Source organism: Streptomyces sp. NPDC048612, from assembly GCF_043199295.1.
Classification (GTDB): domain Bacteria; phylum Actinomycetota; class Actinomycetes; order Streptomycetales; family Streptomycetaceae; genus Streptomyces.
Genome location: NZ_JBICVV010000012.1, coordinates 20,160 through 39,469, shown reverse-complemented (window position 1 = coordinate 39,469; position 19,310 = coordinate 20,160). Strand labels below are relative to the sequence as shown.

General features: G+C 71.3%; 15 protein-coding genes, 5 tRNA genes and 1 riboswitch. Of the genes, 11 read left to right on the top strand and 9 right to left on the bottom strand.

What is annotated here, in order from left to right; all coding sequences use genetic code 11:
* The first annotated feature begins 451 nt into the window (after positions 1–451).
* A complete protein-coding gene (bldC, locus tag ACGFN2_RS19715; protein ID WP_003949541.1) occupies positions 452–658 on the top strand; it encodes a developmental transcriptional regulator BldC in 207 nt (68 codons plus the stop codon).
* Between the two features lie 517 nt (positions 659–1,175).
* On the opposite strand, the gene ACGFN2_RS19710 is transcribed toward bldC, so the two are convergent.
* From ACGFN2_RS19710 to hrpA, 3 genes are all read right to left on the bottom strand, one after another.
* Entirely contained in the window at positions 1,176–1,409 is a 234-nt protein-coding gene (locus tag ACGFN2_RS19710; RefSeq protein WP_362608693.1) for a DUF6274 family protein, read from the bottom strand.
* Positions 1,410–1,763: 354 nt separating this feature from the next.
* Positions 1,764–1,838 (bottom strand) — tRNA-Asp (locus ACGFN2_RS19705).
* 94 nt (positions 1,839–1,932) lie between these two features.
* Complete coding sequence (gene hrpA / locus ACGFN2_RS19700; RefSeq protein WP_393362089.1) at positions 1,933–6,036, bottom strand: ATP-dependent RNA helicase HrpA; 4,104 nt, start codon at positions 6,034–6,036, stop codon at positions 1,933–1,935.
* Between the two features lie 240 nt (positions 6,037–6,276).
* On the opposite strand from hrpA, the gene ACGFN2_RS19695 reads away from it, so the two are divergent.
* Positions 6,277–6,498: a hypothetical protein gene (locus ACGFN2_RS19695; protein WP_362608697.1), complete on the top strand. Its 222-nt coding sequence runs from the start codon at positions 6,277–6,279 to the stop codon at positions 6,496–6,498.
* 50 nt (positions 6,499–6,548) lie between these two features.
* On the opposite strand, the gene ACGFN2_RS19690 is transcribed toward ACGFN2_RS19695, so the two are convergent.
* The 4 genes from ACGFN2_RS19690 to ACGFN2_RS19675 form a co-directional block, all read right to left on the bottom strand.
* Positions 6,549–6,622, bottom strand: a tRNA-Phe gene (locus ACGFN2_RS19690).
* Positions 6,623–6,626: 4 nt separating this feature from the next.
* Positions 6,627–6,701 (bottom strand) — tRNA-Asp (locus tag ACGFN2_RS19685).
* Positions 6,702–6,749: 48 nt separating this feature from the next.
* Positions 6,750–6,822 (bottom strand) — tRNA-Glu (locus ACGFN2_RS19680).
* A gap of 82 nt (positions 6,823–6,904) precedes the next feature.
* Positions 6,905–8,524 carry a metallophosphoesterase gene (locus tag ACGFN2_RS19675; protein ID WP_393362086.1) on the bottom strand — a complete coding sequence of 540 codons (1,620 nt, stop codon included), beginning with the start codon at positions 8,522–8,524 and terminating at the stop codon, positions 6,905–6,907.
* Positions 8,525–8,645: 121 nt separating this feature from the next.
* On the opposite strand from ACGFN2_RS19675, the gene ACGFN2_RS19670 reads away from it, so the two are divergent.
* The 5 genes from ACGFN2_RS19670 (at position 8,646) to ACGFN2_RS19650 (ending at position 13,918) form a co-directional block, all read left to right on the top strand.
* The gene (locus ACGFN2_RS19670; RefSeq protein ID WP_362608700.1) at positions 8,646–8,996 is read left to right on the top strand and encodes a metallopeptidase family protein; all 351 of its coding nucleotides are present in this window, start codon (positions 8,646–8,648) and stop codon (positions 8,994–8,996) included.
* 224 nt (positions 8,997–9,220) lie between these two features.
* Entirely contained in the window at positions 9,221–9,817 is a 597-nt protein-coding gene (locus ACGFN2_RS19665) for a hypothetical protein (RefSeq protein ID WP_362608702.1), read from the top strand.
* A gap of 246 nt (positions 9,818–10,063) precedes the next feature.
* On the top strand, positions 10,064–12,133 hold the full coding sequence (locus tag ACGFN2_RS19660; protein ID WP_393362082.1) for a DEAD/DEAH box helicase: 2,070 nt from the start codon (positions 10,064–10,066) through the stop codon (positions 12,131–12,133).
* A gap of 178 nt (positions 12,134–12,311) precedes the next feature.
* Positions 12,312–12,387, top strand: a tRNA-Lys gene (locus ACGFN2_RS19655).
* A gap of 376 nt (positions 12,388–12,763) precedes the next feature.
* Positions 12,764–13,918 carry a PP2C family protein-serine/threonine phosphatase gene (locus ACGFN2_RS19650; protein WP_393362080.1) on the top strand — a complete coding sequence of 385 codons (1,155 nt, stop codon included), beginning with the start codon at positions 12,764–12,766 and terminating at the stop codon, positions 13,916–13,918.
* Positions 13,919–13,966: 48 nt separating this feature from the next.
* Here the strand turns inward: ACGFN2_RS19650 and ACGFN2_RS19645 are convergent, their stop codons facing one another.
* Entirely contained in the window at positions 13,967–15,112 is a 1,146-nt protein-coding gene (locus tag ACGFN2_RS19645; RefSeq protein WP_362608707.1) for a DUF2332 domain-containing protein, read from the bottom strand.
* Between the two features lie 285 nt (positions 15,113–15,397).
* Positions 15,398–15,553: riboswitch (cyclic di-AMP (ydaO/yuaA leader) on the top strand.
* An 11-nt stretch (positions 15,554–15,564) separates the two neighbouring features.
* Here ACGFN2_RS19645 and ACGFN2_RS19640 point away from each other — a divergent pair.
* Together ACGFN2_RS19640 and ACGFN2_RS19635 are read left to right on the top strand one after the other, a co-directional pair.
* On the top strand, positions 15,565–16,689 hold the full coding sequence (locus ACGFN2_RS19640) for a M23 family metallopeptidase (RefSeq protein WP_362608709.1): 1,125 nt from the start codon (positions 15,565–15,567) through the stop codon (positions 16,687–16,689).
* Positions 16,690–16,765: 76 nt separating this feature from the next.
* Positions 16,766–17,707 carry an aldo/keto reductase gene (locus tag ACGFN2_RS19635; RefSeq protein WP_393362075.1) on the top strand — a complete coding sequence of 314 codons (942 nt, stop codon included), beginning with the start codon at positions 16,766–16,768 and terminating at the stop codon, positions 17,705–17,707.
* Positions 17,708–17,812: 105 nt separating this feature from the next.
* Here the strand turns inward: ACGFN2_RS19635 and ACGFN2_RS19630 are convergent, their stop codons facing one another.
* Positions 17,813–18,115 carry a hypothetical protein gene (locus ACGFN2_RS19630; protein ID WP_393362072.1) on the bottom strand — a complete coding sequence of 101 codons (303 nt, stop codon included), beginning with the start codon at positions 18,113–18,115 and terminating at the stop codon, positions 17,813–17,815.
* Between the two features lie 232 nt (positions 18,116–18,347).
* Between ACGFN2_RS19630 and ACGFN2_RS19625 the strand changes: the two genes are divergently transcribed.
* Both ACGFN2_RS19625 and ACGFN2_RS19620 read left to right on the top strand, forming a co-directional pair.
* Positions 18,348–18,815 carry a helix-turn-helix domain-containing protein gene (locus ACGFN2_RS19625; RefSeq protein WP_393362421.1) on the top strand — a complete coding sequence of 156 codons (468 nt, stop codon included), beginning with the start codon at positions 18,348–18,350 and terminating at the stop codon, positions 18,813–18,815.
* A gap of 260 nt (positions 18,816–19,075) precedes the next feature.
* Positions 19,076–19,303 carry a hypothetical protein gene (locus ACGFN2_RS19620; protein WP_393362069.1) on the top strand — a complete coding sequence of 76 codons (228 nt, stop codon included), beginning with the start codon at positions 19,076–19,078 and terminating at the stop codon, positions 19,301–19,303.
* Positions 19,304–19,310: the final 7 nt, after the last annotated feature.

Genomic DNA, 19,310 nt, shown 5'->3' with positions numbered 1-19,310 from the left:
CGGTAAAGGACGTAGGTCCTGATCCGGGCGATTACCCCAAGCGTGACCTAAAGCACTGAGATCGGGTCTTGCTCTCAAGCCATACCCTCGTGCCAAAATAGGACAAGGAGCCCGACGTGGGCTCCTTCCGTCCAACTAAGGGCGGATAGATCGGTATTGCGTTCCTTGAGGGGTCTCGTGGCGGCTGGTCACGCTGTGACTGATCGTCACGGACGGGTGACTGTCCGCTATGGCACGGTCCATCGGCATCCGCCGAGGTTGAACACCTGAGAGGGCAATTCCATCGGTTTGGCCGACGTGGCTGGACAGATGGTGTAGTTGTAGTGCCGAGGACAAGCCGTTCGTCCTATAACCGACTCGGCCCGCGTCCGCCATTTCGGGCAACGTGGGTCAAGGTGCAGAATTTAGAGGAAAGAACCGTGATGGTTCGGTTCTCCCGAGGAGGCCGCTCATGACCGCTCGCACCCCTGACGCCGAGCCGCTGCTTACCCCTGCTGAGGTCGCCACGATGTTCCGCGTGGACCCGAAGACGGTGACCCGTTGGGCCAAGGCAGGCAAGCTCACGTCCATCCGCACGCTCGGAGGACACCGGCGTTACCGCGAGGCTGAGGTCCGCGCACTGCTCGCGGGCATTCCGCAGCAGCGCAGCGAGGCCTGAACAACCGCATAACCAGGACGTTTTCGGGGCCCCCAACCCGAAAGCGCCCGCTTTGCGCCACAGCTCTACCGCTTCACACAGCTTCATATGACGCGGCGCCTGCCCCACAGGCCCCTCACCTGCTCCACTTGGGTACGTCATCGATCGCGCTGGACTCCGCCGGGTCCAGCGCGATTTTTTTCGTGTGCGCCCGCTTCAGGGCCTGCCGGGGCGGTCGGGCCGGCCTGGCGCCGGCGCCCTCCCGGGTGGCGGCCAGGGGGTCTTCACGGGCCCTGTCGGGGCCGTTGCGCGCGGACCCCGAGTCCCCTTCCGGAAGTCGCCTGAGGGTAAGTGCAATTGCACATATTAAATTGACCGGTTGTAGGGCGGGTGTAAGTTCCGCATCACGCCAAACTTGTTCGGTGACACCCGTCACACGGCCCGATACTTGAAGACGATACTTCCGCTGCGATAGAGAACTCCGCCCGCCACACCCAACAGGCTGCCACCGCGCGGCGGGTGGCGCAGTCGCCGGTGGTCACCGGGTCGCGGGACTTTCGTCCCCGTCCGCCGACGGCTCACAGACGGCCGCGGATGAGGCGGTGGCGGATTCGGGCGCCGGAGGCCCGGAGCGGGCCGTGTGCGGCTCCATGGCGAGCCGTTGCAGCTGATGGCAGACGGGGCAGTGCCGCGTCAGATGCCGGTAGCCCGTGGCGGCCGCCAGATGCGCCCGCAGCAGTGCTCTGGTCTCGTGCCGTACCGCAGTCGTCATTGCGTATACCTCCCCGGCCCCCACGCCTTCCTCAGTGAGTACCGGCGGTACGTGCCGCCGTCAATACAGCGGGCGGCAATCCGGCTACGGTCCGCATCCAATAGTGAGTACCGGCGGTACGTGCCGCCGTCAATACAGCGGGCGGCAATCCGGCTACGGTCCGCATCCAATGGGGCGGGAAATGACCGGTGGCGCGGCGGCCGTGCGGGGGAGGGGAGCGCGGTGGCCGGAGGGCGGTCGGGGAGACGGCCCGGACCGGGGCGCGGGCGCGGCCGTGGGGTGTGACCTGACGGGGTGTGGGGTGCCGGGCAGCAGAACGGCCCGCATCCGAGAGGGATGCGGGCCGTAGAAATGCGGTCCTGACGGGATTTGAACCCGCGGCCTCCACCTTGACAGGGTGGCGAGCACTCCAAACTGCTCCACAGGACCTTGCGTTTCGCTTTCCGCTTGCGGCGGGCTGCGGAACAAGACTCTACAGCAGGTCAGGGGGTGCGGTCGAACTCGCTACCGGAAGCCCTGTTTCCTACGGCGCGGCGGCGTCCACGGCCTTCACGATCCGCTTGTCGGAGACCGGGTACGCGGTCCCCAGGGCGTGTGCGAAGTAGCTCACCCGGAGCTCCTCGATCATCCAGCGGATCTCCAGGGCCGCGGCCGGCACCGGGCGGCCCTGCGGGAACTGCTCCAGCAGCCAGGCGTATTCGTCCTGCATCTCCTTCAGCTTCGCCATCCGGGTGCGGTCCCGCTCGGCGTGGGTGGGCAGCTGCTGCAGACGGCGGTCGGCGGCCACCAGATAGCGCATCAGGTCCGGCAGCCGCTTGGCGCCGTGCGCCGTCACGAAGCCCGGCCTGATCAGCGTCGCCAGCTGCTCCTTGATGTCCGTGAGGGACGGCAGCAGGGACGGGAAGGTGGTCTCCTTCAGCCGGCGCTCGCAGGCCTGCCAGGCGGCCAGCACCTCCTGGACCTGCTGGATGGTCTTCAGGGTGACGTCCACCAGGTCGGCGCGGACCGCGTCGAACAGCTTCCGGAAGGACTCCTCGTCCCACGCCGGGCCGCCGTGCGCCGCGATCAGCCGGTCGGCGGCGGCGGTGACGCAGTCCTCGAAGAGCGCCGCGATGGAGCCGTGCGGATTACGGGACAGGGCCAGCTTCTGCTGATTGCTCAGCCTGCCCTGGGCGAACTTGGCCGGGTTGGACGGGATGTTCAGCAGGATGAGCCGGCGGGTGCCCTTCCACATCGCGGTGAGCTGCTCGGCCTCGGTGTCGAAGAGGCGTACGGCGACGCTGCTGCCCTCGTCGACCAGGGCCGGGTAGGCCTTCAGCGGCTGGCCGGCCCGCCGGGTCTCGAAGGTGCGCGGCAGGGTGCCGAGGGTCCAGGACGTCAGCCCGGTCCGCTGCTCGGGGGCGCCCGGCGCCCGTCCGTCGCCCCCGCCGCCCTTGCGGTCCCCGGTGGGCCGCTCGGCGCCCTGCTCGAAGGCCTTGGAGAGGGCCGCCCTGGTCTTCGGCTTGAGCTGCAGCCGCAGCGCCTCCAGGTCCTTGGCCTCGGCGAGCTTGCGGCGCCGCTCGTCGACCACCCGGAAGGTGATCTTGAGATGGTCCGGGACCCTGGCGGTGTCGAAGTCAGCGGCCTCCACGGGCACGCCGACCATCCGCTGCAGCCCCGCGGCCAGAGAGGCCGTCAGGGCGCCCTGCAGGGGAACCGTGGAGTCGAGGAAGCGGGCCGCGAAATTCGGGGCCGGGACGTAGTTGCGCCGGATCGGCTTGGGCAGGGACCGGATCAGCTCCGTCACCAGTTGCTCGCGCAGGCCCGGGATCTGCCAGTCGAAGCCCTCGGAGGACACCTGGTTGAGGACCTGGAGGGGTACGTGGACGGTCACACCGTCCGCGTCCGCGCCCGGCTCGAACTGGTAGGTGACCTTGAACTTCAGCTTCCCCTGCCGCCAGGAGTCCGGGTAGTCGTCCTTGGTGACGGCCTCGGCGGACTCGTTGATGAGCATGGAGTGCTCGAAGTTCAGCAGCTCCGGCTCGTCGCGGTGCTTCGTCTTCCACCAGGCGTCGAAGTGCGCGCCGGAGACCACGTCCGCCGGGATGCGCTGGTCGTAGAAGTCGAAGAGCGTCTCGTCGTCCACGAGGATGTCGCGGCGCCGGGCGCGGTGCTCCAACTCCTCGACCTCGCCGAGGAGTTTGCGGTTGTCATGGAAGAACTGGTGATGGGTGCGCCAGTCGCCCTCGACCAGGGCGTTGCGGATGAACAGGTCGCGCGAGGTCTCCGGATCGATCCGGCCGTAGGCGATCTTGCGCTGGGCGACGATCGGGACGCCGTAGAGCGTCACCCGCTCGTAGGCCATCACCGCGGCCATCTTCTGTTCCCAGTGCGGCTCGCTGTACGTCCGTTTGACCAGGTGCTGGGCGAGCGGCTCGATCCACTCCGGCTCGATCCGGGCGTTCACCCGCGCCCACAGGCGGGAGGTCTCGACCAGCTCGGCGGACATCACCCAGCGCGGTGGCTTCTTGAAGAGCGCGGAGCCGGGGAAGACCGCGAACTTGGCGCTGCGGGCGCCCAGATAGTCGTTCTTGGCTTCCGTGTCCTTGAGGCCGATGTGCGAAAGCAAACCGGAAAGCAGGGAGGTGTGGATGTGGTCCGGCGCCGCGTCCTCCTCGCTGAGGTGGATGCCCATGGTCTTGGCGACCGAACGCAGCTGGGAGTAGATGTCCTGCCACTCGCGTATCCGGAGGTAGTTCAGGAACTCGCCGCGGCACATCCGGCGGAAGGCCGACGAGGACAGCTCCTTCTGCCGCTCGCGGACATACCGCCAGAGGTTGAGGAACGCGAGGAAGTCGGAGGTCTCGTCCTTGAAGCGGGCGTGCTGCTGGTCGGCCTGCTGCTGCTTGTCCGCGGGCCGCTCGCGCGGGTCCTGGATGGACAGCGCCGCCGCGATGACCATGACCTCGCGGACACAGCCGTTGCGGTCCGCCTCCAGCACCATCCGCGCCAGCCGCGGGTCGACCGGCAGCTGCGAGAGCTTGCGGCCCATCGGCGTCAGCCGCTTCTTGGGGTCCTTCTGCTTGGCGTCGAGCGCGCCCAGCTCGCTCAGAAGGTCGACGCCGTCCTTGATGTTGCGGCGGTCCGGCGGATCGATGAACGGGAACTTCTCGATGTCACCGAGACCGGCCGCGGTCATCTGCAGGATGACGGAGGCGAGGTTCGTCCGGAGGATCTCCGCGTCGGTGAACTCGGGGCGGGAGAGGAAGTCGTCCTCGGAGTAGAGGCGGATGCAGATGCCGTCGCTGGTACGGCCGCAGCGGCCCTTGCGCTGGTTGGCGCTGGCCTGGGAGACCGGCTCGATGGGCAGCCGCTGGACCTTGGTGCGGTAGCTGTAGCGGGAGATCCGGGCCATGCCCGGGTCGATGACGTACTTGATGCCCGGGACGGTCAGCGAGGTCTCGGCGACGTTGGTGGCCAGCACGATCCGCCGGCCGGTGTGCCGCTGGAAGACGCGGTGCTGCTCGGCGTGCGACAGCCGGGCGTACAGCGGGAGGACCTCGGTGGCCGGGAGGTTCTTCTTGTTGAGCGCGTCCGCGGTGTCGCGGATCTCCCGCTCGCCGGAGAGGAAGACCAGGATGTCGCCGGGCCCGGCGGACCGCAGTTCATCCACGGCGTCGCAGATCGCGGTGATCTGGTCGCGGTCCGCGTCCTGGCCGCCTTCCTCCAGCAGCGGGCGGTAACGCACCTCCACCGGATAGGTCCGGCCGGAGACCTCGACGACCGGCGCGCTCGGCCGCGTCTCCTCCTCGCTCCCGGAGGCGCCGTCCCGGAAACCGGCGCGGTCCGGCGCCGCCCCTACGGACGCGAAGCTGCCGAAGTGCCGGGCGAACCGCTCCGGGTCGATGGTCGCGGAGGTGATGACGACCTTGAGGTCCGGGCGCCGGGGCAGCAGCTGGGCCAGGTAGCCCAGGATGAAGTCGATGTTGAGGCTGCGCTCGTGCGCCTCGTCGATGATGATCGTGTCGTACTGGCGCAGCTCCCGGTCCGTCTGGATCTCGGCGAGCAGGATGCCGTCCGTCATCAGCTTGACGAGGGTGTCGCCGCCGACCTGGTCGGTGAAGCGGACCTTCCAGCCGACGGCCTCGCCCAGCGGGGTCTTCAGCTCCTCGGCCACCCGCTCGGCGACGGTACGGGCCGCGATCCGGCGCGGCTGGGTGTGCCCGATCAGGCCCCGGACGCCACGGCCGAGTTCCAGACAGATCTTGGGGATCTGCGTCGTCTTGCCGGAGCCGGTCTCGCCGGCGACGATCACGACCTGGTGGTCGCGGATCGCGGCGAGGATCTCGTCCTTCTTCTGGCTGACCGGCAGCTCTTCCGGATACGTGATCTCGGGTACCGCGGCACGCCGCTGCTCGACCCGCAGCTCCGCCTCGTCGACACCGCCGGCGATCTCCGCCAGCACCGCCGCACGGGCCTCGGGCTTACGGATACGGCGCGCACCGTCGAGCCGTCGCCCCAGCCGCTGCTGATCGCGCAGCATCAGCTCGGGCAGACGTTCCAGCAGGTCGGAGAGGCCGGGAGCGGGGGTGCCGGGCAGCGCGGGAGCAGAGCCGTCGGGCAGGGCGGAGGCAGGCTGACTGGACATACGTCCCCCAGGATCTCACCTCGCCTGAACGACTGGCGAACCATTTGCCGGGGCGGGCGCCGCCCTGACCGCCGGACCGACCGCCGGACCACCCGCTGGAGACCTCCGCCGGGCCCGGCTGCCGCGCGCGGCCACCCGCCTTTCGGCGCGGCGGCACCGCCGTCCGGGTGGCGGCGACAAGCGGGCAGCTGTCGGAAAAGGGGATGACGGCAGCATTGTCGTGTACGCGAGAATGCCCGTATGGATAAGGGAATACGACGCGTTGCGGGCGTTGTCATGATGGTCGCCGGTATCGCCCTCGCTGCCTGGCTGGTGTTCGGCGCGCCGCACGACTGGGAGGGTGATGTGCGGCTGGTGAAGATGGCCATGGGCCTCGCCGCGACAGGGGCGATCTCCTGGGGCGCCGGGCTGATTTTCTGGCAGCCGAAGCACGAACGCTCCGAGACCGCCGATATCGCCTGACGACGAAAAAGGCCCCGATTCATCGAATCGGGGCCCTCTTCCAATGGGTGTGGCTGGGGCCGGGGTCGAACCGGCGACCTATCGCTTTTCAGGCGATCGCTCGTACCAACTGAGCTACCCAGCCGCAGCGGTCCTGACGGGATTTGAACCCGCGGCCTCCACCTTGACAGGGTGGCGAGCACTCCAAACTGCTCCACAGGACCTTGCATTGTGCGAAAGCGGCGCAAGCCATTCTCACACACGATGTTGCGTGCCCCCAACGGGATTCGAACCCGTGCTACCGCCTTGAAAGGGCGGCGTCCTGGGCCACTAGACGATGAGGGCTGGTGGCCACCTTGGCGTCGTTACCGGCGCCGTCGGGGACGTGAGAAGCATATGGGATGGGAGGACGGTTCGCCAAAACGGTTTAGCGGGGGCGGTCGGAAGCACTCCTGGCCGGGCGCGCGGAAGGGCCGGACGAGGGGCCGGACGGCGGGCTGCCGGACGGGGCCGCGGAGGGCGGGGAGCCGCCGGACGGGGAAGGCGTGGCGCCGGGTTGGTTCTCGTGGGGGAGGTGGCGGCTGACCTCGGCCCGGGACAGGCCCAGTCCGCCGAGGGTGATCTCGTCCCACGCCTGCAGCCGTTTCGTCGTGCGGTCCAGATAGAGCACCGATGCCTGGACCGGCTCGGGCTTCTTGTTGTGCACCGCGCGCAGACCGCCGCCGCCCGTGGAGCCCTGGACCATCAGCCGGGTGCCCTGGGGGAGCAGGGTGTGCTCGCGGTGGTGGAGATGGCCGGCCAGTGCCAGCGGGGCGAGGCCGTCCGCCTCGGTCACGGCGGCGGGGTTGTGGGCCAGCGCGATGTCGACGGGGGTGCCGGCCAGCCGCTGGGTGCGCAGCGCGTCGGCGAGCCGGCCGCCGGCGGTGCGCTCGGCGGGGTCGCCGGCCGCCACGACGGAGCGGTCCGGGGTGAACTGCGGGTCACCGACGCCCGCGATGCGTACGCCCGCGATCCGGGTCACCCCGCCGTGGTCGAGGACGGTGACGTGGCGGCGGCCGGTCAGGTACTTCTGCGTGCCCCGTGAGTCGTGGTTGCCGCGTACCCACACGTAGGGGGCGCCGAGGGTGGAGGCCGGGTCCAGGAAGTGGTTCTCGGCGGCCGAGCCGTGGTCCATGGTGTCGCCGGTGTCGACGATCACGTTGATCCGGTACTGCTTCACCAGGGAGGCGATGATCCGCCAGGCGGCCGGGTTGAGGTGGATGTCGGAGACGTGCAGGACGCGGAGGGTGGTGGGGTCCGGCTGGTAGGCGGGCAGCGTCGAGGCGGCGTCGTAGAGCTTGGTGACGTTGGTCACCAGGCGCGCCAACTCCTTCTGGTAGACGTCGAATTCGCTGACGATGCTCCGGGCGTTGCCGACCACGGAGGGGGCCGAGGTGAGCAGTCCGGAGAACTTCGGCTCCAGTACGGACTCGGGGTTCCAGGTGGCGTACGCGGTGCCCGCGGAGGCGGCCAGCAGGGTGAGTGCCAGACCGCCGGCGGCCAGGGCGCGGCGCGGGCGGCGGTAGACGGCCAGGGCCAGTGCGGTGGCGCCGGAGGTCACGGCGGCGCAGGAGTGCAGCGCCAGCCCCAGGGCGCCGCGGGTGACGTCGTGGGTGACCTCGGTCTGGAGGCCGGCGAACCGTTCGGGGTGGTCGACCAGCGCCTGGGAGCGGACCGGGTCCAGCCGGTCGACGTCGACATCGAGTCGCAGGGGCGCGTGGTGGCTGCGCAGTTCCAGGTCGCCGAGCGGCGCGACGTCTATCCGGGTGCCGCCGGTCAGGGAGGGGCGCAGCGCCATGCTGGTGTCCATCGGGCCGACGGGGGCCCGGATACCGCCGATCAGCAGCAGTCCCAGCCCGGCGCCGATGACGGTGACGGCGGTCAGGCCGAGGGCGGAGCGCCAGGGGCGGTGCGGGGTGCCGTCGAGCGGGGAGGGTGCCGTACGGCGGTGCAGGGGGCTTCGCGGGGTGTCGGAGGTCGGTGTCCGGGAGCGCGCTGCGCGGGCCATTGGTCCCGTATGCCCGTCCCCGGTGTCCGTTAAGCGAGGAACGGCGGCTTCCGGTTGGGGTGCGGAGCGGCGGGCGGGCCGCGACGATCGGTGGGGAGGCGCCGTGGCGGAGAATGGTGGTGTGCTGGAAATGACGCGCGAGGAGTTCGAGGAACTGGTCGCCGAGGCGCTGGACCGGATTCCGCCGGAGCTGACCCGGCTGATGGACAACGTGGCGGTCTTCGTCGAGGACGAACCTCCCGCCGAGGAGCCCGAGCTGCTCGGGCTCTACGAGGGGACGCCGCTGACCGACCGGGGGGAGTGGTACGCGGGTGTGCTGCCGGACCGGATCACGGTCTACCGGGGGCCGACGCTGCGGATGTGCGAGACCCGCGAGGACGTGGTCGCGGAGACCGAGGTGACGGTCGTTCATGAGATCGCGCACCACTTCGGGATCGACGACGAGCGGCTGCACGCGCTGGGCTACGGCTAGGAGGCCGGGAGGACCGCCGGCCCGGAAACCGCGTGCCCGGCGCGATCCGCCGGGCGTGGCGCGTGTCCTCGGGCGGGGGGCGGGAGTTGGGCAGGGCGTCCGTACCGCCGTCCCTGCGTTCCGGATGATCCGGAGGTCCCGCCGTGCGCCCGAGCCCGCACCGTCAGTCGTCCCCGACGCCGACGCCGACACCGTCCCCGTCGTCGTCCCCTGCCCCCGCGCCCGTGCCGCGTCCGCCCGCGGTCCGGGTGCGCTCCCGTGCCGCGGCCGCGGCCGTGGCCGTCTCCGCGCTGGCCGCGGCGCTGGCCGGCTGTATGAGCGTGAGCGACCCGGAGGAGCCGAAACCGTCCGGCAGCACCGCGCGGCACGACGGCAAGGACGCGGGGACCGGCCCCAACGGGGTGACCGTGGACGGCCGCGGTGACGGACCGCGCCGGATGGGGCACGACGGCGAGGACCGCCGGGCCGGCGGCAAGGGCAAGGCGGGCAAGCGGTCGAAGGGCAAGAAGGCGGAGCCGTCCGAGCCCGGAACGCCGTCGCAGCCCGTGGAGCCGTCCGGCCCCGAGCCGGACGCGGGCGGCGGCCACGGTGGTTCCGGCGGCCACGGCGGGCGCCCCGGCCACACCGAGCCCTCGCCGCCCCGCCCCGACCACCCGGCCACTCCGCCGGCCTCGTCCCCGCCCAGCACGCCTCCCGCGCAGCCGACCCCGCCGGCGAGCAGTCCTCCGCCGCCGCCGAGCTCCCATGCCTCCGGTCCGTCCCCGGTCTCGCCGATGGCGTCCCAGCCGGAGCAGTCGGAGCTCTACGACGAGGAGGCGTGAGGGGTTCCGGGCGGCGCGGACGGGTTTGTCCGGGGGCGCGGAGGGGCAGGACCGAAGGTCATTTGCCATCCGGGGGGCGGAGTGCGTATGGTGGTAGATCGTTTGATCCCATTTGCCCGGCGCCAGAACAGAAGCGCGCCGCGTGGCGCGTTCTCTCCCTTGCCGTGGCTGACCGCATAGAGGCGGTCGTGTGAAACACACGGAGTTTGGGCGCGTGCCGAGACTCCGGAAGGTTTCGCATTTCGCATGTCCATTTCCACTGAGCAGTCCGTCATGCCCGCACTCGACGAGCAGACGGTCCCCGAGGTGACGGCGGCCGACGAGGCGCCCGAGACCGACGCGGCGGAAGCCGCCACCGACACCGTCACCTTCGCCGACCTCGGACTGCCCGAGGGCGTCGTCCGCAAGCTCGCGCAGAACGGCGTCACCACCCCCTTCCCGATCCAGGCCGCGACCATCCCGGACGCCCTGGCCGGCAAGGACATCCTCGGCCGTGGCCGCACCGGCTCCGGCAAGACGCTCTCCTTCGGTCTGCCGACCCTGGCCACGCTGGCCGACGGCCGCACCGAGAAGAAGAAGCCGCGCGCGGTCATCCTCACCCCGACCCGTGAGCTCGCGATGCAGGTCGCGGACGCGCTGCAGCCCTACGGCGATGTGCTCGGCCTGAAGATGAAGGTCGTCTGCGGCGGTACGTCCATGGGCAACCAGATCTACGCCCTGGAGCGCGGCGTCGACATCCTCGTCGCCACCCCGGGCCGGCTGCGCGACATCATCAACCGTGGCGCCTGCTCCCTGGAGGACGTCCAGGTCGCGGTCCTCGACGAGGCCGACCAGATGTCCGACCTGGGCTTCCTGCCCGAGGTCACCGAGCTGCTGGACCAGGTGCCCGCGGGCGGCCAGCGGATGCTGTTCTCCGCCACGATGGAGAACGAGATCGGCACGCTGGTCAAGCGCTACCTGACCAACCCGGTCAGCCACGAGGTCGACAGCGCCCAGGGCAACGTCACCACCATGACCCACCACGTCCTGGTCGTGAAGCCGAAGGACAAGGCGCCGGTCACCGCCGCCATCGCCGCCCGCAAGGGCCGCACCATCATCTTCGTCCGCACCCAGCTGGGCGCCGACCGCATCGCCGAGCAGCTCGTCGAGTCCGGCGTGAAGGCGGACGCGCTGCACGGCGGCATGACGCAGGGCGCGCGCACCCGGGTCCTCGCGGACTTCAAGGACGGCTACGTCAACGCGCTGGTCGCCACCGACGTCGCCGCCCGCGGTATCCACGTCGACGGCATCGACCTGGTCCTGAACGTCGACCCGGCCGGTGACCACAAGGACTACCTGCACCGCTCGGGCCGTACCGCCCGCGCCGGCCAGTCCGGCACCGTCGTCTCGCTGTCGCTGCCGCACCAGCGCCGGCAGATCTTCCGGCTGATGGAGGACGCGGGCGTGGACGCCTCGCGCCACATCGTCGGCGGCTCCGGTGCCTTCGACGAGGACGTCGCCCGGATCACCGGTGCGCGCTCGCTCACCGAGGTCCAGGCCGACGGTGCGAACAACTCCGCCAAGCAGGCCGAGCGCGAGGTGGCCGAGGTCACCCGCGAGCTGGAGCGTCTCCAGCGCCGCGCCGCCGAGCTGCGCGAGGAGGCCGACCGGCTGACCGCCCGCGCCGCCCGCGAGCGTGGCGAGGACCCGGCCGAGGCGCTGGCCGCCGCTGCCGAGACCGCCGCCGCCGAGGTGGCCGAGGCCGCCGTTCCGGCGCAGGCCGCGTCGGACGAGCGCCGCGACGACCGGGGCAACTTCGAGCGCCGGGACCGTCGTGACGACCGCTCCGGCGGCCGTTCCTTCGACCGTGACCGTCGCGACGACCGGGGCGGCTTCAACCGTGACCGTCGTGACGACCGTTCCGGTGGGCGTTCCTTCGACCGTCGTGACGAGCGTTCCGGTGGTGGCTTCAACCGTGACCGTCGCGATGACCGTTCCGGTGGGCGTTCCTTCGACCGTCGTGACGAGCGTTCCGGCGGCGGGTTCAACCGCGACCGCCGTGACGACCGGGGCGGCTTCAACCGCGACCGCGGTGACCGTCCGAGCCGCCCGTTCAACCGTGACGACCGCTCCGGCGGCCGTTCCTCCGGCGGCTACCGCTCCGGTGGCGGCGACCGTCCCTTCAACCGTGACGACCGTTCCGGCGGCCGTCCGGCCTCCGGTGGCCACCGCTCCGGCGGCGACCGCCCCTACGGCCGCCGTGACGACCACCGTGGCGCCCCGACCGGCTCCTTCGGCCGCCGTGAGGACAAGCCGCGCTGGAAGCGCAACGGCTGATCACCGACGCTGAACCGCGGGGCCCGTACGCACCCAAGTGCCGTACGGGCCCCGCGCGTTGTACGGCCTCCGGCGTGCCTGGCAGGGCCCGCTGGACCGCCTCGCCGCACCCCGCAGAATGGCTTGATCCATAATGCCTTCGGGCTGCGGCAGCTCCTCGGGCTATGCTGCTCGGTGCGGGCCATTAGCTCAATTGGCAGAGCAGTGGACTTTTAATCCATTGGTTCAGGGTTCGAGCCCCTGATGGCCCACCAGACACGGACGGGACGACCGTCCGGCCGTATTACCGCACCCCGAGGGCCCGGACCGAACACGGTCCGGGCCCTCGGGCGTGTCCGGGGTGCGGCGCCTGGGCCAAGTTCCCTCGGGGGAGAGGGGCTTGGTGGCGTGAACCGGGGCGGTGGGGGGAGTGGGCTGCCCCTTTTCCCGGCATCTCTTCTTTGCCGACGTCTTTTCGGCCGTTCATCGCCTCGCCGCTTCTCGCGACGTGACGCGGCGCGCCCCGTTCCGTGACTCGTCCGGCCCCCGACGAGTCGCCGTCCCGCCGCCCAGGGGCAAGCCTGGGGACGTCGCGGCTACCGGCACGGCGGAGCCCGTACGGACGGGCGGAGTGGGAAGAGGCCGGTGCGGATGCTCCGAGGTGAGGCGCCTTCCGGGGGCGACGGGGAGGGGAACGGGCAGCGCCGCTCGTGGCGGGCCGCGTCCGGGCTTCCGCTGGTGCGCCGGCTTCCCGTCCTCCTGATCGTCGGCGGGGTCGTCTTCAGCGTGGCGACGCCGCCCGGCTACACCGCCGCCCCCTTCTTCTCGGCCGCTCCGCCGGCCGCGGCGGCGCTCTTCTCCCTGCGCGGCACCGTTCTCACGGCGCTGGCCGCTGTGCTCGGCGAGGTCTGGGGCGTGAGCTACCGCGGTGCCGGGCCTGGCCAGGGCGCGGCGGTGGCGGAGAGCGCCGTGGTCCTGGTCGTCGCCCTGCTGGCGGTCGCCCTCCACCGGGCCACCCGAAGGGCCGACGCCCGCCCGGCCTCCGTACGGGACGTCGCGGAGGCGGTCCGGCGCGCCGTCCTGCCCACGCCGCCCGGACGGCTCGCCGGGCTCGCCCTCGCCGCCCGCTACGTGGGCGCGCGGGCGGAGGCCCTGACCGGCGGCGACCTCTATGCCGTGCAGGACACCCCGCACGGGGTGCGGATGATCATCGGCGACGTACGGGGCAAGGGGCCGGCGGCGGTGGAGACCGCGGTGAGTGTCCTCGGTGCCTTCCGGGAGGCGGCGGAGCAGGAGTGCACCCTGGGGGCGGTGGCGGGCCGGCTGGAGCGGGCGGTGCGGCGGGACGGCGGGCGGCGCGAAGGGGCGGAGTGGACCGAGGCGTTCACCACTGCCGTACTGGCCGAGATCCCCGCCCATGGGCAGTCCGCCCTGCGGGTGCTCAACCGGGGCCACCCGCCCCCACTGCTGCTCACCCCGGACGGCGGTCTGCGCGAGCTGGCTCCCGAGGCGCCGGCGCCGCCCCTCGGGCTGGGCGAGCTGACCAACCGCCCGGACCACGCGGACGAGACGTTCTTCCCGGCCGGGGCCCTGCTGCTGTTCTTCACCGACGGGGTGACCGCGGCCCGGGACCTGCTCGGCCGCAGCTACCACCCGCCGAGCAGACTGCGCGGCCGCCGTTTCCCCGGCCCCGACGCCCTCCTGGACACCCTCGTCGAGGAGGTCGCCCGGCATACCGGCAGAACGGGCGGCGCACCGGCCGACGACATGGCGCTGCTGGCGGTGCAGCGGCCTATGGGGGAGTAGGAGGCCCGTACCGGATGCGGCGTGCGCAGGGCTCGCCGCCCCACGCGCTCAGCGGCCCGGGAGGTCCGCCGCCCCGGGGAGGTGGTGCAGGCTCTGGCCGTGCGGGCCGGTGCGTGCGACCGGGTGGCCGTCGAGCGCGAGGGTCAGCAGCCGCGCGCCGTCCGGGCGGGGCGACGGGGGTGCGGTTTCGGTGAGCCACGGCAGCACGGAGTGGTGCTCGTTGGAGACCCAGTGGCCGCCGCCGGGCCGCGCGTCGAGCAGCGACCGTACGAGGCGCGCGAACTCCTCGCGGCGGGCCGGCGGGAGGTACGCCAGCGCCGCGCTGTGGAAGATGACCAGCGTCGCCTCGGGCGGTGCCTCGGCGGCGAGCGCGGGCAGCTCGTCGATCAGGTCGCCGCGCACCATCCGCGGCCGCGGCGCCGCCCGTACCGCTTCGACGGCCGCCGACAGCCGGGCCGCCCGCTCCTCGTCGCCCGGCCGGACGAGCGCCCGCAGCCAGCGCAGATCGTCCGGTTCGGCCACCGGGTCGAGCGGGTCGAGGCCGATGCCGGCCCGCCAGACGATCTGCGGCAGCCGCTCGGGCAGTTCGCCGGCCGCCCCGCCCGTACGGCAGGTGAGCACCAGCGGGCTCTCCGGCGCGCCCAGCTCGGCCCGGAGGGCGCCCGCGCGGTGGCCCTCCCCGTACGCGTCCTCGTCCCCGTGCGCGTCCTCGTACCGGTAGCGATAGCGGTCGGGGTGCAGACACAGCCCGGCGGACGCGCCCACCTCCAGGAGCGCCAGCGGCTGCGGCAGACGGGCGAGCAGCGGCAGCAGGGTGGCGCAGCGGGCCGGTTCGTCGTTCCGGGCGGTGCGCTGCATGATCACCGCGCGCACCTCGTCCCAGTGCCGGATCGTCCACTCGCGCCAGCGTCCGTACGCCGACTCGCCGCGCGGGCCCGACTCGGCGTGCGGGCCGTCGAGATGGCGGACGGCGGCGAGCAGGAGGTCCGGCTGCTGCTTGTCGCCGGCCGGCAGCGATCCGGACAGCAGGTCGCAGAGCTCCGCGTCCTGGCTGATCCGCGCGCTCAGCTCCTCGTGCGCCTCCGACCGGCCCCGGGCCTCCCACCAGGAGAACTCCCGGTACCGCTCCGCCACTCCCCACGCATTACCGGCAGCACGCCCGGCGTGCCCGGTGTTCCCGACGTCGACGACCATGATCCGACGTTACGCTCTCACCCTCCGTGACCGAGGGGCGCCCCTCCGCATAACGACTGGTGCACAATCCGCCGGAGATCGTTTAGCGGCGCACGGCCAACTCGCCCGGTTTACGGCCGGGGTGGCCGAAAAAGTCCCTGCGACCAGGGCGTACCGCACCGACAAGGATTCGTGGGAACGCTTGGAATTCGGTCGCCATCTCTATTACTGTCCGATAACGCAGCGCGGTCGTCCCAGCCGCCGCAAGAGGCGGCACCGCGCGCCGACGCCGAATCCCGCACGCGCTTTTCACGCACCCCCAAGCACTTCGAACTGCACCAAGGGAACCGGGGAACCAACTTCCTTGGGGTGAATCGGACGCCCTCCGCCAGCGGGCGTCCGTAGGAGACCTTCCTGCTCCGAACCCGTCAGCTAACCCGGTAGGCGAGAAGGAAGGAAAGGAGTGCGCCCCCGTGGCGTCCAACAGGCCTGCCCCCGAGTCCCCGTCCGGCTACGAGCTCGACGACCGAGGTGCTTTCCCGGGCCCCGGCACCAGTGATGACGGCGGACCGTGGGAGGAGTGGAATCCCACCGAGGAATCCACCCGTTCCGTCCGCGGCAAACACCGGGTGGCCAAGCAGCGCGGCGGACTTTCCCGGAGCGGCACCGTCCTCGGTGTCGGCGTCATCGCCGCGGTCGGTGCGAGCGGAATGGCCTCGGCCGAGGACCGTCCGCCGGTGCCGATCTCGATGCCCGATGTCGGCGGCATGGCCGACGACCTCTCCGAGAAGCTGCCGGACGCGAAGTCGCTGCCCGGTATCGGCGAGCTGATATCCGACGACGACTCCGCCACCGCGTCCGCCGAGGCCGCCTCGGCTCCCGTCGACGGCGTGGCGCCCGCCGGGCCGCTCACCCGGACCATGCACGCGAGCGCGGACACCGGCGGTGACACGGGCGCCGGCGAGGCGCTGCGCAGCCGCATCCTCCAGCAGGCCGACGCGCAGCAGGACGCCGCCGAGCAGGAGGCCCGTGACGCCGCCGAGAAGGCCGCGGTCCAGCAGGCCGCGACGGAAGCCGCTGACCGACAGGAGTCGGCCGAAAAGGCCGCAGCAGCCAAGAAGGCGGCCGAGATGGAGGCCCAGCGCAAGGCGGAGGAAGCGGCCCGGCAGAAGGCGGAGGCCGAACGCCTCGCCAAACTGGCCAAGAGCTTCATCGCCCCGGTGTCCTCCTACACGCTCACCGCCGGCTTCGGCCAGGCAGGCGACCGCTGGGCCGCCGACCACACCGGCCAGGACTTCGCCGCGCCGACCGGCACCCCCGTCAAGGCGGTGCACTCCGGCACCATCACGCAGGCCGGCTGGGCCGGCTCGTACGGCTACCGCATCGTCCTGACCCTCGACGACGGCACCGAACTCTGGTTCTGCCACCTCTCCTCGATGGTGAAGACCTCCGGCAAGGTCAACACCGGCGACGTCATCGGCCGCGTCGGCGCCACCGGCAACGTCACCGGCCCCCACCTCCACCTAGAGGTACGCCCCGACGCCGGCGACCCGATCGACCCGATGCCCTGGCTGCGGGACCACGGGATCAACGTCTGAGGGGCGGGGCAGGGGCGGGGCAGCGCCGGGGGAAACGGAAGGAATAACTCCGCTCCCACCGGCGCTGCGTCTACGCATGACCGCGACACACAAGCCCCTCGGCTCCCTCTCCGTCTCCCCGCTCTCCCTCGGGGGCAATGTCTTCGGCTGGACGGCTGACGAGGCCGCCTCCTTCGCCGTGCTCGACGCGTACGTGGCGGGCGGTGGCAACTTCATCGACACCGCCGACGCCTATTCGGCCTGGGTCCCCGGCAACGAGGGCGGCGAATCCGAGACCGTCATCGGCAACTGGCTGGCCTCCCGCGGCAACCGCTCCGAGGTCGTCATCGCCACCAAGGTCGGCGCCCTCCCCGGCTACAAGGGTCTGTCCCCCGCCACGATCAAGTCCGCGGTCGACAACTCCCTCGCCCGTCTGCGCACCGACTACATCGACCTCTACTACACCCACTACGACGACGAGTCGGTCGAGGTCGCGGAGTTCCTCTCGGCCCTCGACGACCTCGTCCGGGCCGGCAAGGTCCGCGAGATCGCCGCCTCCAACATCTCGGCGCAGCGCCTGGAGGAGTCCCTGGCCTGCTCCGCCCGCGAGGGCCTGGCCCGCTACGTCGCCCTCCAGCCCCACTACAACCTGGTCTCCCGCGGCACCTACGAGGGCGAACTCGCCGAGGTCGCCGCCCGCCACGGCCTGGGCGCGGTGCCGTACTTCGCGCTCGCCGCCGGCTTCCTGACCGGCAAGTACCGCCCGGGCACCCAGGTCGACAGCGACCGCTCCGGGAGCGCTGCCCCGTACCAGGACACCGACCGCGGCCGCCGCGTCCTCCAGGCCCTCGACACCGTCGCCGCCGCCCACCGCGCAGAACCGGCCACCATCGCCCTCGCCTGGCTCGCCGCCCAGCCCACCGTCGTGGCCCCCATCGCCAGCGCCCGCACTCCGGCCCAGCTCCCGGCACTGCTGGCGGTGAGCGAGGTAACCCTGACGAAGCCCGAACTCGACCTCCTGGACGAGGCATCGGCCTGACAGACCCGGGCACGCCCCTACGGACCTGACCGACCCGGCCACGCCCCTACGGAGAGGAGCGAGGCAGCGTCACCTGCCCCGCTCCTCCCCTCCTCCGCTACCTCTCTACCCCCGGCGATCCACCACGGCCCACGACACCACGGCCATCCCACCCGCCACCGCGAACACCGAAGGCCACGCCCCGATCTTCTTCGCCAACGGATGCGACCCGGCGAACGCGGCGACATACGCCCCACCCAAGGCCGCCGCCGTCACATTCCCTGCCCTCTCCCGCCACTCCCGCGCCGCCACGGCCCCGGCAGCCACCAGCGCAACCCCGCCGAGGGGGCGCTTCTTGCTCCAGCGGGCAACGGCGTAGCCGCCCAGGAGACCGGTGGCGGCTACTGCTGCGGGGGAAATCCCAGCCATTACGCGTCCCTTCTGCGAAGAAAAACGAAGCCTGCTCTTTTCCTGACTCTACGTCGCACTAGCCGGCGCCATGGTGGGTGTGCCGCAACGCTGTTGAGCGTGCCAAGCACTGCAATGAGCCGCTTCCGAACCCGTACGCTGGCGGTGACGTTGAGTGTGCAGAGAGGGGCCGAACGTGTCATCTGATGCAACTCCGGAACTGCCTTACGAGCCGATCGCGTTTGGCCAGCGAATGCAGGTTCTCCGCGTGCGCCGCGGTATGAGCCGGACCGTTCTCGCTGGTCTGCTGGGGAAGTCGCCGAGCTGGGTAAAGCAGGTGGAGGGGGGACGGCTCCAGATGCCCAAACTCCCCATGGTCCTGCGGATCGCCGAGGCCCCCCGCGTGCCGAGCCTCGCTGATCTTGTGGGCAGCCGAGCGACGTCGATCTCGCTCTTCGCCGGTCCTGGCCATGCTCGACTCCCGCAGGTACGGGACGCCCTCAACACCTACCCGCTGACGACCGTGCGCCAGGCGCCGCCCGCCACCCATCTGAAGCACCGGATCGCCCATGCGTGGCAGGCGCGACACTCCGCCCCGCATCACCGCGACGTTCTCGGGGAACTTCTCCCGCACCTCCTTCGTGACGCTCAAGCATCCTTGGCTCAAGCGGAGTCGGGAACGGAGAGAAGGGCCGCACAGTCCGTGCTGTCTGAGGTCTAGAGGGCCACGCAGTCGTTGCGACTGCTGCCTTGGCTGAGCCCAGCAGGCCGGCCCTGCTACCTGTCCACCGACGGGACGGGGCACTTTTCGCGCCTTGCTGAAATGAGGGGCTGCTCCGGCGCTTTGGGCCGTACATCTGGGAACGGGGCTTCACGCCGATCACCGAGCAGGTGTATCCGCGGGATCTGGTGCTTCGGGCAGGTGATGACGAGTGGTTGGTCGAGGCCAAGGCAGTGAAGAAGGGCAATGCCACACAGGCTGTGCGTGAGGCAGTGGGACAACTGCTGGAGTACCGCCACTTCTACTACCTGCAAAAGGGCCGGCCCGAGCCGCATCTCCTGGGGCTGTTCTCGGAGAGCATCGGCGCCTACGCCGACTACCTAGAGGCGCATGGCATCGGGTCCATCTGGCGCACGTCCGACGGCTGGGCGGGTTCCGCCTCAGCGGTCAAATGGGGGATGGCCGACGCACACGAGCCGGCGCACTGAGGCCTCG

Coding starts and splice junctions, on each gene's coding strand:
- bldC (WP_003949541.1), top strand. CDS start 452: ATGACCGCTCGCACCCCTGACGCCGAGCCGCTGCTTACCCCTGCTGAG.
- ACGFN2_RS19630 (WP_393362072.1), bottom strand. CDS start 18,115: ATGGCTGGGATTTCCCCCGCAGCAGTAGCCGCCACCGGTCTCCTGGGC.
- ACGFN2_RS19695 (WP_362608697.1), top strand. CDS start 6,277: ATGGATAAGGGAATACGACGCGTTGCGGGCGTTGTCATGATGGTCGCC.
- ACGFN2_RS19625 (WP_393362421.1), top strand. CDS start 18,348: ATGCAGGTTCTCCGCGTGCGCCGCGGTATGAGCCGGACCGTTCTCGCT.
- ACGFN2_RS19645 (WP_362608707.1), bottom strand. CDS start 15,112: ATGGTCGTCGACGTCGGGAACACCGGGCACGCCGGGCGTGCTGCCGGT.
- ACGFN2_RS19675 (WP_393362086.1), bottom strand. CDS start 8,524: ATGGCCCGCGCAGCGCGCTCCCGGACACCGACCTCCGACACCCCGCGA.
- ACGFN2_RS19710 (WP_362608693.1), bottom strand. CDS start 1,409: ATGACGACTGCGGTACGGCACGAGACCAGAGCACTGCTGCGGGCGCAT.
- ACGFN2_RS19650 (WP_393362080.1), top strand. CDS start 12,764: ATGCTCCGAGGTGAGGCGCCTTCCGGGGGCGACGGGGAGGGGAACGGG.
- hrpA (WP_393362089.1), bottom strand. CDS start 6,036: ATGTCCAGTCAGCCTGCCTCCGCCCTGCCCGACGGCTCTGCTCCCGCG.
- ACGFN2_RS19635 (WP_393362075.1), top strand. CDS start 16,766: ATGACCGCGACACACAAGCCCCTCGGCTCCCTCTCCGTCTCCCCGCTC.
- ACGFN2_RS19660 (WP_393362082.1), top strand. CDS start 10,064: ATGTCCATTTCCACTGAGCAGTCCGTCATGCCCGCACTCGACGAGCAG.